This is a genomic window from Bacillus sp. AFS055030, assembly GCF_002574545.1.
Taxonomy (GTDB): domain Bacteria; phylum Bacillota; class Bacilli; order Bacillales; family Bacillaceae_G; genus Gottfriedia.
In genome coordinates this window covers 85,384-98,783 of record NZ_NUGT01000020.1, presented here as the reverse complement: position 1 = coordinate 98,783, position 13,400 = coordinate 85,384, and the positions used below count along the sequence as shown (strand labels likewise).

The 13,400-nt window shown below is 32.0% G+C and carries 11 protein-coding genes; 9 read left to right on the top strand and 2 right to left on the bottom strand.

Going from position 1 to position 13,400, the window contains the following annotated elements; genetic code table 11:
• Positions 1-81: 81 nt before the first annotated feature.
• From CN925_RS09260 to CN925_RS09245, 4 genes are all read left to right on the top strand, one after another.
• Positions 82-1,203, top strand: a complete 1,122-nt coding sequence (locus CN925_RS09260) for an ABC transporter permease (protein WP_098845968.1) — start codon at positions 82-84, stop codon at positions 1,201-1,203.
• Entirely contained in the window at positions 1,204-1,902 is a 699-nt protein-coding gene (locus tag CN925_RS09255) for an ABC transporter ATP-binding protein (protein ID WP_098845967.1), read from the top strand.
• Between the two features lie 573 nt (positions 1,903-2,475).
• A complete protein-coding gene (locus CN925_RS09250) occupies positions 2,476-2,862 on the top strand; it encodes a VOC family protein (RefSeq protein ID WP_098845966.1) in 387 nt (128 codons plus the stop codon).
• A gap of 368 nt (positions 2,863-3,230) precedes the next feature.
• Entirely contained in the window at positions 3,231-3,449 is a 219-nt protein-coding gene (locus CN925_RS09245; RefSeq protein WP_098845965.1) for a DUF7660 family protein, read from the top strand.
• 138 nt (positions 3,450-3,587) lie between these two features.
• Here CN925_RS09245 and CN925_RS09240 read toward each other — a convergent pair whose 3' ends face one another.
• Complete coding sequence (locus CN925_RS09240) at positions 3,588-4,385, bottom strand: formate/nitrite transporter family protein (protein WP_098845964.1); 798 nt, start codon at positions 4,383-4,385, stop codon at positions 3,588-3,590.
• Between the two features lie 160 nt (positions 4,386-4,545).
• On the opposite strand from CN925_RS09240, the gene CN925_RS09235 reads away from it, so the two are divergent.
• From CN925_RS09235 to CN925_RS09225, 3 genes are all read left to right on the top strand, one after another.
• On the top strand, positions 4,546-5,109 hold the full coding sequence (locus CN925_RS09235; RefSeq protein ID WP_286138305.1) for a GNAT family N-acetyltransferase: 564 nt from the start codon (positions 4,546-4,548) through the stop codon (positions 5,107-5,109).
• 290 nt (positions 5,110-5,399) lie between these two features.
• Positions 5,400-5,690, top strand: a complete 291-nt coding sequence (locus CN925_RS09230) for an SAV0927 family protein (protein ID WP_098845962.1) — start codon at positions 5,400-5,402, stop codon at positions 5,688-5,690.
• Positions 5,691-6,406: 716 nt separating this feature from the next.
• Entirely contained in the window at positions 6,407-10,360 is a 3,954-nt protein-coding gene (locus CN925_RS09225; protein WP_098845961.1) for a S8 family serine peptidase, read from the top strand.
• 233 nt (positions 10,361-10,593) lie between these two features.
• Here CN925_RS09225 and CN925_RS09220 read toward each other — a convergent pair whose 3' ends face one another.
• Positions 10,594-11,145: a TetR/AcrR family transcriptional regulator gene (locus tag CN925_RS09220; RefSeq protein ID WP_098845960.1), complete on the bottom strand. Its 552-nt coding sequence runs from the start codon at positions 11,143-11,145 to the stop codon at positions 10,594-10,596.
• A 339-nt stretch (positions 11,146-11,484) separates the two neighbouring features.
• Here CN925_RS09220 and CN925_RS09215 point away from each other — a divergent pair, with 339 nt between their 5' ends.
• Together CN925_RS09215 and CN925_RS09210 are read left to right on the top strand one after the other, a co-directional pair.
• Positions 11,485-11,889, top strand: coding sequence for a VOC family protein (locus CN925_RS09215; protein ID WP_142339209.1), 405 nt, complete (start codon positions 11,485-11,487; stop codon positions 11,887-11,889).
• Positions 11,890-12,422: 533 nt separating this feature from the next.
• Positions 12,423-13,364, top strand: coding sequence for an NADP-dependent oxidoreductase (locus CN925_RS09210; protein WP_098845958.1), 942 nt, complete (start codon positions 12,423-12,425; stop codon positions 13,362-13,364).
• Positions 13,365-13,400 lie beyond the last annotated feature (36 nt).

Sequence of the window (13,400 nt, the reverse complement as noted above, 5' to 3'; positions counted from 1 at the left end):
ACTATTCAATGTAGAAACATATAAGTTATTTTTTTATTCAAAGTGACATATGTGTAACTTATTTTAGAGGGAGTGTTTGATTTGTTTTTAGCATTAAAGGAATTAAAGCATGCAAAATTTCGTTATTTAATGATGAGCATTATTATTATTTTAATTGCTTGGCTAGTATTTATTTTATCTGGGCTTGGAAATGGTCTATCTACTCTAAGTGCAGCATCCATAAAGAACTTAGATGCCAACTATGTTGTTTATGAAAAAACTGCTGGTGCTACATTTAGTAAATCGATTATTTCTGGTGATTTATTGGAAGAGATTCAAAAAAATCATGATGTGAAAAATGCAGCTAGTTTTGGATCCTCTTTAGGATCGGTTTCAAAAGAAAAAACGGATGATAGCAGTAAAAAAACCGATGTTGCCATAATTGGGATAGAGGTAAGTTCTTTTATTGAGCCAAGTGTAGTAGAAGGTAAACAGCTTTCTACTGATGACAAATTTGGTGTTCTTGCAAATAAGAGTTTAAAAGATGCAGGGTACAAGCTTGGTGATGAATTACTAGTTTCAAATTCTAAAATGAAGTTTAAAATTATTGGATTTGTTGAAAATGAAACATTCAATCATTTACCTGTATTATTTGCTAATATTGATACTTGGAGAAGTTATCAATATGCTGCACCAGGATCTGACAATGATATTCATAATCCTGTTCAAGCCATAGTTTTAAAAGCACCACAATTGGATGCTAAAAAGCTGGATAAACAGGTAGATGGAATTGAAACAGTAACAAAAAAAGTAGCTGTAAAAGAAATGCCAGGGTATAAGGAAGAAAATGGAACAATCTTAATGATGCTTGCTTTTCTAATAGTCATTTCAGCATTTATCGTAGCAGTTTTCTTCTATGTTATTACGATTCAAAAAACAGCTCAATTTGGTGTAATGAAGGCGATTGGAGCATCTAATCAATTTATTTCAAAAGCGATTGTTGCACAAGTATTTATTTTATCATTTTTCGGGATTGTGATTGGCATTATATTAACTTATTTGACTGCACTCGCATTTCCAAAAAATATGCCTTTTACTTTAGATGCTAAACTTGTTGGTTTATATGCACTAGGGTTATTAGTCATTAGCCTATTAAGCTCTGTTGTTTCAGTCAGACAAATTACAAAAATTGATCCGCTAACAGCTTTAGGGAGGGTGGAATAAATGAGTGGTATTCAATTACATCACGTTTCTAAACAATATAAAGAGGGGCATTCGATTGTAACAGCAGTAAAAGAAGTTTCTTTTACTGTGAATCCCGGTGAGTTGGTTGCCATTGTTGGACCTTCTGGATCTGGTAAAAGTACATTATTATCAATGATTGGTGCATTATTAAAACCAACTTCAGGAAAAGTAAGCGTAAATGGTCAAGATGTAACAACGTTAAATGCTAAACAACTTGCAGACTTTCGTTTAAATGAAATTGGGTTTATTTTACAATCATCTAACTTAATTCCGTACTTATCTGTATATGACCAGCTAATATTAATAAAAAAAATGTCTGGAAAGTTAACTAAAAATGACCAGCAATATGCAGTTGAATTACTAACTGAGCTTGGTTTAGGTAATAAGTTGACAAAAATGCCAAATGAATTATCTGGTGGTGAGCGTCAACGTGTAGCAATTGCTAGGGCACTATTTAATCAACCAAGTATCATTCTAGCAGACGAACCTACAGCAAGCTTAGATTCAAACCGAGCTCATGAAGTTGTAAAATTAATTGCTAGTGAGGTAAAGAAGAGAGAAAAAGCAGCAATTATGGTGACGCACGATGAACGAATGCTAAGTTATTGTGATCAAGTATATTATATGGAAGATGGAGTTTTATCAATCCAAAGTTCGAATGAGTCAAGAATAAAATAGATGTGTTAAACTTTGCAATATCCATCTATAAAATGGGGGGCATATCATAAAAATATCTCAAAAAAAGCTTGATAGTAATTCTTGTATTGATATTACTTTCGGTTGGAGGTAATAAATACGTATGTCTAGTAACCCAATTGAAAGTAAATTTTATCATTTTTTAAAGGATAAATTTAAAATTTCAATAATAGATTAATAATTATTTAACTGATTTGGATAATAAACAGTCTAATGAAATTGTGAATCTATCTATGGAAAAGGAGATTAGAGAGAGCTTCTCTAAATCTCCTTTTTTCTTTTGATTACCGAAAATTTTATCAAACCGTAATATACAAGGTGCATTTTACTGCTCAGATGTTAAGTGACAAAAAAGTTTTTAAAAAGGATGAGTCATTCTATTCAACAATCAGGCCATTCTCTTGATTTAGAGAAGGGATTATTCGTAAGTATATCGAAGTTAAATTCAGAAAATATATTTAGTTTATGGTAACTAGAAATGTAGATGGGCTACAGGTTTAGTTTACATAAGGTTTTTTTTATAAATGAAGGGAATTTTAATAGGAGGAGATTGAATTGAAGTTATTACAAATCAGACTGTTGGTTAATGATTTTAAAAAAAGTTCCAATTTTTACAAAGATTTATTAGGACTTTCAATAAGTTGGTACGAGGAAGAAATGGAATATGCACTTTTCAATAATGGAGAAACGAAAATCGAGCTTTTATCCCGAAAAGCCATGGCAGAAGTGGTCGGAGAGGAAAAGATATTTTTAGAAGGGGGATCTCAAACAAAATTTTTACTTCAATTTGAAGTAGAAGATGTTGATATGACTTATAACCGGTTAAGAGAAAATGGGATTGAATTTATTACTAAACCACACGATCGTAAAGAATGGAGATCACGTATTGCACATTTTCATGACCCAGATAAGAACCTTATTGAAATATATAAAATGCTGTAATTGATTAGGAGATTAAAATAAGCCTCCCAAACTGTTTCATAAAAAATGAGATATATCTTGGTTATAAATCAAAACATAAAAATTCACCTGATATTGTTAACATGATAAAGATGTTAAAGAAATCATTAGCTACCAACTAATATGTCTCAAATGCAATATAGGGAAAAATACGGGAATAAACATACATGGCTAAAATTAAGGCACATAAAAAGTCATGCAATTTGTTTTGAAGAAGTAAAGAAGGGTAAGTCCTATTAAATAAAGATTTACCTTTTTTAATGACCTGAATCACTCATTTATGCAACGAATTGATGCAATAGTTGGATAAGGAAGTTAAAATTGTTATCAAAGATGAGAGGTAATGCATATTGAAATTTAATGAGATTGAGCAGAAAGTTAAGTCTAAAAAAGATTTGATTCAATTTTTAGAGATAATGAAACAAGATAATTTAGATAACCAGAAGGAATGGGAAAGCGCTAATATTGTTTCATTTTTGGATGCGATGCAAAGATGTACCTCTTATTCTGTTTTATTGTCAGAAGAACCTAAGTGGATCGAATTTGCAAAAGGAAGTAGATATGAATAATTCAACTACCATGGTAGTTAAATAAGAAACTCTAAAGGCTGTCTAAACAGACAGCCTCTTTTTTAGTTTGGAAAATCAACATTTTAATTTAATAGAGGCTTTTTAAAAAGAAAAAAGATCTTGGATTATTCCAAAATCTTATTTTGAATCTACTTCATCAAAAAATGGTTTGTTTGCAAAATAATACATTACAGCCATCATAAATTCTCCACCAATAAGGTTACCTATCGTAACAGGAATTAAATTACGTATCATACCTGAAAAGGTAATTGTGTCAGGATGGTCAATTACAAGAGCAATCGCAAAGGAGCACATATTGGCAATACTATGCTCATAACCGGACATAAAAAAACAAAACACAAATAACATCATCGCTGTAATTTTTGTTAAATTTTCAGTTTCACCAAATGACATTGGTATGAAAAAGGCAAGACAGACGAGCCAATTACATAAGATGCCCCTTGAGAATAAATGAAAAATAGAATTATCTATTTTATGCTCGACAACTGATAATAAAAATGTACTTGAGTCTTGTGTATCAAAAAGTCCAGTTGTATAAATGATCAAAGCAAATAGACATGCCCCTAAAACATTTCCTACATAACTATAAACCAAGAGCTCAACAACTTTTGGCCATTTCATTTTATCCCTCAATGCAGCATAGGTGTAATAAAATGTATTCCCAGTGAAGAGATCTCCACCACCGTACCAAATTAAAACAATTGCTGAACCAAATGTTAATGCAGCGATTGGGTAAGCAACAGGAGAATGTACTAGATAAAAACCATTCCCAGTTTTGAAAGCAACCATTACACCGAATCCAATAAACATACTTGCAAGCATACTTCTTAAAATGTAGCGGAGATGGCTTTGGTCAAATATTTTTTGTTTCTTTAAGGCTAACTTTTCGACTTCTGACAACGGCTTTACTTCCATCAAATCACCCCTTTTTAATTTGTCCAATAATGTGCAAGAAATAGCATTTTTGTCATTTTTTATGATAAAATTTAATTATTAACAATTTTCCGTATATTTTAATCAAAAAATTTAATGGTTAATGAATCGTAGATATAGATCAGTTATTGGAGGAGTTATTTTGAAAGAAATTATCGTACGCCCATATACATTTGAAGATGCAGAAGCTAAGTTACAGTTACATGTTGAAAATAAAGAACATTTTGAGAAATGGTCTCCTACGTTAAGAAAGGAAGATTTTTATACAATTGAAGGTCAAATGAATAGTATTAAAGAGTTTATGGAAAAAAGTGCAGAAGATAGTAGATATGATTTTGCGATTTTTAAAAAAGAAGAAAATGATCTAACTTTAATAGGAGAAGTACAGTTCATTTTTGTCACACGAGGACCAAAACAAAGTTGTATGGTTGGTTATCATATTGGGGAAAAATTTAATGGTCATGGATATATGACGGAAGCTTTGAAACTTGCTTTGAAAATTGCATTTGAAGATTTGAAGTTCCACCGAGTAACTTCAGAAGTAAATCCTGAAAATTTAGCGTCTTTACGCGTCCTTGAAAAGGTTGGATTTGTGAAAGAAGGATATTATCGTAAAAACTTAAAAATTAGAGATAAATGGTATGATCATGTCTGTTTGGCAATCTTAGAAGAAGAATTTGCCGAAAAGTTAAATTCAGTAAAATAAATAGTTTAAGATAAACAACTAAATGCTTAACTTTTTTATGAGAAATAATTTGAATATGTAAAGATAAAGTTACATTTAATTACTTGTATATAGTTTTGATGCATTTACGACATATTTTTTAATTTGTCACAAAATTTTAACAATTAAAATGAAGGAAAATTGACATATTTAGCTAATTAATAAGTAAGGGGGTTCATACACTCTTTTCTTTTTAAAAATCGATGCAACTATTCGATTTAAGTGTAAGATGCTCAAAGTAAAAAATATGGTGTAAAAAAGGAGTGGTAGGGATGAATTTCTACATTATATCGGAAGAGAAAGAAAACCAAAACATTCATTATTACTGTATCGCTGCAGGTAGCCATCGCTACGACTTTGCTGTTATCTTTTCAGAAAAATTTCTAGGCAAAGCAATGGTTGTATCAATTCAAAGTGGAAGAATGGTTCTACTTTGCAGAGAAGATATAGACCATCCAGAACACTGGGAACATAAACTAGGAATTGCATCTGAGGACATCAAAGAAATAGAAGAATTTTTTCATTCTATTTTGGATCAACGAATTTTTAGCGATCAATATTAAAAAGCGAGAGTCTCCATATTTTAGGAGACTCTTTTTAATTGTATTCCTAAGTACATGTTTGGATTCTTATTTTAGTAATGAGCTATTTTGCTATCTCATTATTATTATTGTACAAAAAATCAAAATAACACTTCGACAAAATATCACTTCACAAAACACTAAATATATTAATAATTCCCCGATTAAATGTAATAAGCAACATAATTGCTTTTATTCCCCCAATTTACTCTTAATTCTAGTGTATAAAAAATTTGAATTAAATTTATTTGCCCTGGAATCAAAAAATAAGGAAATTTTTTCTATTTATTTTAAATTAATATTAAAATATATGTTATTTTATTATAGACACCTTACGATTAATAAGAGATTGTTACAATTATAGCTTTTACTCTATTAATATTAAGAAAAACACATGTTTTGTTAATTATGTTATAGGTAATTTGACCTTGAAACTGCTCGGAAATTTAAATTATTAAATCCAAAATTCCTGTTTTTGCGTAATCTAAAAGGTATTTTCGAGTGTTTACTAGAAAATAATTCCAAGAGAAAGGAGGGGACTCACTGTTTTGATTTGGAACTGATGTAACTATATATAAAGTTTAATCCATTTAGTGATAAATTCTAATCTATCATTTAAATAAATGGAGAAATGGTTAGTTGTTACATATGTTTGTCTAGTTAATTTACTTTGAATCTATTAAAAAAGGGGCTCAACAATGAAGAAAAAAAATTATTTAGCGCTACCTGTATCTACCATTCTATTATTTTCAAGTATTTACTCTGGAACGGTTCAAGCAGCATCAGTAACAGGGGCTAATAGTTCAGTTACTAATCAGGTAGACTCTGGTAAAAACGTTAGAAAAAGCCAAATGAAAGAAGTACCAAAAGTAAGTGGTAAAGTACTCCCGAAAAAGGCAGAATCTAAAATTGAAACTAAATTAAGAGATAAATTAAAAAATAAACAGTTCGTAACAAAACATAATGAACAAACAGGTGAATTAATCGTTAAATACAAAAAGAAAGTAACTTCAGGTGAAATTAATACTCTTCAGAAAAAGTATTCTTTAAAGTCTTCAAAGAAATTAAAGAATTTAAATGCTGAAGTAGTAAAAATCCCAACTGGTGAAAGCTCTACTGAGTACATAACTAAGTTGAAAAAAGATCCAAATGTTGAATCGGTACAACCGAACTACAAATATTATGCTTCTGACTTCAATAATGCGAATGACTTTTATGATCAATTATGGGGACTTAATAATAAAGGTCAAACGATTAATGATAGTGTAGGAAAAGTAGATATTGATGTCGATGCACCTGAAAGCTGGACTAATTTTAGTTCAAAACTTTCAAAACCCGAAGCGCAAGTAGTAGTTGGTGTAATCGATACTGGCGTAGATATTAACCACCCAGATTTAGCAGGTAAAATTTGGACAAATACTAAGGAAATTCCTAATAATAAAATTGATGATGATCATAATGGTTATGTTGATGATGTAAATGGTTGGGATTTTTATAACGATGATAATACCGTTTATGATGCACTTGATGGAGATGAACATGGTACCCATGTATCCGGTACAATTGCTGCAGCTTTAGAAGGTCCAAGTTTAAAAGATAATAAAGGAGTAGTTGGTGTTGCTCCTAATGTAAAAATTTTACCATTAAAGTTCATCGGTCCTTTTGGAGGTACTTCTGCAGATGCGATTGAAGCAATTGAATACGCTAAAAGTATGGGCGTAAAAATTACAAATAACAGCTGGGGTGGTGGAGAATATGATCCATTACTTGAAGAAGCAATTGCAAATTCTAATAGCTTATTTGTAGCCGCTGCAGGTAATGACGGAATGGATAATGATGAAATGGAAGCTTATCCGGCAAGCTTTGAAAGTTCAAATATATTATCTGTAGCTGCTGTTGATAATAAAGGTAACTTAGCTCCTTTCTCGAATTATGGTGCAGAATCTGTTGATGTTGCTGCTCCTGGAGTTGACATTTTAAGTTCAATCCCTAAATATCCAATCGATGATATTACAAAATTATTAAAAATTGACAAAGCGGGAGCATCAGCTCAAATTGCTGGAGACAATTACAAAGCAATCTTTGATGGTATTGGATTTGAAAAGATATCTGAAAAACAAAGACAGGCTGCTTTTGATAAAGCATTAAGTTATTTAGATTTAACGGACACGAATAAAAAGATTTTACTAGTTCAAGATGATGAAAATGATCTTGCAGACATGCTCAAAGACATCCCTGAATTATCAAAAATCTTTAAAAACTATTTACCGACATATCAAAAATTGTTATCTAAGTATTCTTCAGTAAATACAGTTACAATCAGTTCTGAATCTTCTTTATCAATGAAAAGTACTGATTTATCACAATACGATGCAGTAATTTGGTTTTCTGGAAATGGTATTGGATTTAACTCTGAAGAAGGTGCTACTTTAACAAAATCAGATACTGAGTTATTAAAAAATTATCTTTCGAATGGTGGTAAGTTATTATTAACAGGGATTAACGCCTTAGAAGGCCAAGAAAAATCATCGTTTGTACAGGATAGTTTACATTTAAATGTTTTTTCTAACATGGGTCCAAGTTTAAATGTTGAAGGTTTATCTGAAGGGATCTATAAAGATACTAAGTTTGAGGTTAATCGATATGATTTCCCTTTCTACATGGCTGATTATGTACAATCGAATGATCCAAAGACAGTCATTAATTCTAAATATGTTTCTGATTATACACAAAGCTACGATTACTATAGTGGAACATCTATGGCAACTCCGCATACTACGGGTGCTGCTGCTATTTTATTAGGTTTACATCCGAATATGTCACCAGAGATGCTTAAACTATATACAAGTGCAAAAGGAGCAAAATTAGAAACACTAAAAGGATTTGTAAGCACAGGAAAAATAGTTAAATCATCAAATTTAAATAACTTTGATGACAATGATACACCTGGTATTCCATTAGATAAAAGTGTATTAAATGGAAGTCTTGATTCTACAAAAGATAAAAATGATGTTTATGCAATATCATTAAAAGAAGGCCAAGGCATCACATTCTCATTGAATGGACAAGCAGGAAGCGATTTTGATTTGTATGTATATGATGAGTCAACTACTAGTGTAAATAATAAGAATGGTATGGTTGCTTACTCAGAGAACATAAATTCATCAAAAGAGAAGATTAATTTTATTGCTCCTAGAACTGGAATCTATTTTGTAAATGTCTACGACTTCAAAGGATCAGGAAACTACAAACTTTATTCTGGTAATTTCGGTGGATCGTATGAAGATGATTCAGAATCAGTAACTTTAGATGGAGAATGGAATCCAGTATTCAATGAACAATTCTCTGAAGGAATGGCAGGAGTCCTAAATTCTATAGGTGAAGTTAATTTCTCATTTGTTGGGTCAAGCATTGAATGGCAAGGTTTTAAAAATCCTTCTCAAGGAATTGCCGATGTTTATATTGACGGTAAAAAGATTGCATCACCATCGCTTTATAATGATACGTTAAAATCGAAACAAAGTTTATTAAAATATGATTTTACAACTTATGGAAACCACTCAATAAGAATTGTATGGACAGGAAAAAATGATCCAGCGGCAAGAAAATCTGCTACAGGGATCAATTTAGATCGATTCATTGTAAAAGATAATCCGATTGCATTAAAAACATCTTTTGATACGGTAAAAAAATATCCAGTTATTTCATGGACTGCTCCAAAATGGGCTGAATCGTATACTATTTATCGCAAAGATTCATCACAAACTGATTATGTACAATTAAATAAAACACCGATCACTACAACGTCTTATACAGATACAACTGCAATGACGGCTGGAAAAACGTATAATTATGTTGTCGTAATTAATACAAAGGATAAAACTGAGACACCATATTCAAAATCTATTAATTACGTAAATGATGATGATACAAAAGCAAGAATTTATATAACAGGTACTGCAAAAGGAAGTCTTAATCCTGACGCAAAAGACTTTAAAGATGTTTGGGCTAAAAATTTATTAGCAGGCAAAACATATGAAATCGCATTAACTGGCCCTTCCAATGCAAACTTTGATCTTTCATTATACAACATTGGTACATCAACTATTTATGGTGCGAAAGAATTGAAAAAATCTGCTAGTACTACATCTACTGAAAAAATTGTATTTAAACCAACAAAAACTGGAATGTACTACATGGTACCATCTGCTGTAAAAGGCTCTGGCCAATATAGTCTAAATATTTCAGTGCAAACGACAAAAACAGTAGAGAACACTGATGCTAATGTTAAATACTCTGGAACTTGGAGTAAGTTAAAATATACGAGTGCATCTGGTGGCACGATTAATCAAACAAAAGGGTCTACTGGATCACTTCAATATAATTTTAGTGGTACAGGAATAACTGTTTATGCTTTAAAAGATAAGAATATGGGTAGAGCTGATGTTTATATCGATGGTAAAAAAATCAAGCAAATTGATCTTTACTCTTCTAGTCGTAAATATAAAGTAAATGTTTTCGATATTCAAAATCTAGCAAACAAAGCACACACTATTAAAATTGTTGCTACAGGTACAAAATCTAGTGCTGCAACAAATAAGTTAATAAATGTTGATTCGTTTAAATTAACTCAGTTTACATTAGTTAAATAATTTGAATAATTATTTACAAAACAAAAATCCTGATTGCTCTAATGAGTATATCGGGATTTTTTTTGAAGTTAGATTAGTCTCATTACCTTTACTAAAGGGAAATCACGTTAAACACTAATTATCAACCCTATGTCTACAACAGCTTAAAAAACACGGTTGCCAACCTTTGAATCAGCTACACTTAGTTAGACAACCTTTTATCTCCATTTTATGTGCAATAAATAGGAGTTGCTTTAAATATGGTGAGGCGAATCGATTATTCGAAGTAGTGATGTTGTGGCTTTCTTCGCAAATTGTTCGGCTGGCTCTTGACCTGTTTTTTCCCATTCAACAAAAGAACTGTACAATGCCCAAGCAAACATTGCAGCTTCTAAGCGATTTTCAGTTTGTAGGATATGGGTTACAATCAACGTTAATTGCTCTTTTACTTTTTCCTCAATCATTTGAGTAAATGTATTATATCCTCGCCTACAATGCGTATGCATATTTTCGTGTATTTGCACAATTGATTTAAACATTTGCACGACTGTTTCCTCATTGAGTTCCTGATTACAGTTAAATTGTCCCTTCATGATATCCTTAATTCTTTCTGTTAACACCACATCAAGTAATACATACTTATCAACGAAGTGAGTATAAAATGTAGCTCGATTAATTGTCGCTACTGCTGTTATATCTTTGACAGATATTTGATCGAAATTTTTTGTAGATATTAGCTGATTGAAAGCGTCGATAATCAGTTGTCGTGTCCGAACGGCACGGGGGTCCATCGATTGCGTATTCATATTTTTTAACCTCTCCTTTGTCAACAACTTTTAAGAAGTGTTGTGTAAACTACAAATTTAAAGAACTGTTTATGGTAGTATGGCTCTTAGCATTTTATAATACATTTATACAACACGTGTTGTCAACGCTAACCGTTAGTAACGGAGTGAGTTTTTAATGGTATTTATACAGACCATACAACTTTCTCAGTTACAGCGAAATTCCGGATGCAGTTCACAATATGTGTTGTAGATAAGATGTTTATAGGAGGAGATTTTAATGAGTAAACATAAAAATAGTTCCGTCGAACACACTTTTTTAAATAACCACTTGGTTTCTGGTCCTTATGAACGACTTTTTTGCAACCTGGACAAGAATTCGCCTATGTGAATAACTATCTTAAGCACATGGACGGTATTTTGGAGTATGAGTTTCGCTTGGAAGAATACTTCAATTTGAAAGTAATCGGCTTGCAATCAGTATTGGGCAATGTGTCTGCTGTGGTGATTGATGACAAGTCGTTGAGCGAATTACCCGATTTCATTCAATACACTAACAGTATGTTTGTGGTGGATTCCATTGAAGCAGTGTATGAAAAAGCGAAACAGTTAGGCATACCAATCTTGCAACCACGTACTGAAAACATCATGGGCGCTCAAGGTCGATTACTATTGGCACCGGGCTATATTATTGAACTGGCTGAAGCCACCAATGAATCTTTATTTTATCCTGATGCTCGTAGCTTAGGTTATGTCGAGAATTAAGAGGAGATAGATGTAATAACATTTGGTGCTACTTATGAAGGAAAATGCTAAGCAGAGGATTGGACCAACAAAAGTAAATCAAAAAGATAATATGTTAGCTAGTTTAAGTATTAATCCTTTTCCTTGAAAAAAATTAAAAATAATAGTTGTCATAGCATACCAATCCAATGGGTTTGGTGTGCTATTTTTTTTCGCAAATTTTGTTTTGTCTCAGTCGTTTATATCCTCGCCTTTTAGCCACAATTTTCAAGAAATGTTGTGTAAGCGACAGATGGATAGAACTGTTTATGGTAGTATGGCGCTTAGCCTTTTATAATTCAATTATACAACATGTGTTGTATACAAAAAAACTGATAGTTTACGCTATATGATTCAGCCTTACGATTTAAGGGATAACGAACCTTTATCCCACCATTATTATTGCAGATGTCAAGCATGCGCATAATCTATTTGCATTTGCATATACCGCATAAAGATATGCAGAATGTGACATACGTGTTTAAAATCAATTAGCAGAAAAGGAAGTGTTACTTATGAAGGCAGTAGGTTATTGTAAATATGGTGGTCCTTCGGTTTTTGAAGAATTTCAAGTGATTGTACCTGAAATGAATTCAAATCAAGTTTTAGTCAAAGTATTGTATTCTAGCATACATCCTGTAGAAACCATTGTTCGTAGTGGTGCTTGGTCTGGAGGGATTCCCTTAAATAGAGTAGTTTTTCCCGGGACTGAAGTGCTAGGAATCGTTGAAAAAATCGGTAGTCAAGTTACTAACGTACACGTGGGGGAGACAGTCATTGCAAAGGTGCAAAATGCTGGGTATGCCGAATATGTTGTTGCAGATAACAATCGTATTTTTAAGAAGCCAGAGGATATGGATATAGAAATAGCAGCTGGTTTTTCTGGTGTTGGGATTACAGCTTATTGGGCATTAATTGGGTATGGCCGTATTAAAAAAGGAGAGACTGTAGTGATTCTGGGTGCTTCAGGAGGAGTAGGAAGTATAGCTGCACAAATAGCAAAGGATTGTGGATTGACAGTTATTGGAGTTGCAAGTACGAAAAATGAAGAGTATGTACTTTCCTTGGGAGCAGATCGATTTGTAGACTACAATGAAAAAAAAGAGATGGAAAAAATAAAAGGATCAGCAGATGTAGTCATTGATGCTTCGCTTCTTGGTAAAGGTGTTGAAAATGGTGTCAATTTATTAAAAGAAGGCGGACGCTATGTTACGTTAACCACTGATCCCCAAACAACTGTGTCCAATAAAAACGTTGAAATCATTGGAATGCGTGGAAGGTCTTCTTCAATGACTGAAAAAGAAGCAATTAATTACTTGTTTGATTTGAATAAACGAGTGGGATTAAAGTTAAAAACTGCGATGACTTTTCCATTAACGGCAGAAGGAGCTAAAAAAGCTCACGAAGCAATTATTGAAAAGAAAATACCAGGTAAAGTATTGCTAAAATCTAACTAGGTTGATGGACAAAAACTATAAAATTTTTGCATAAAA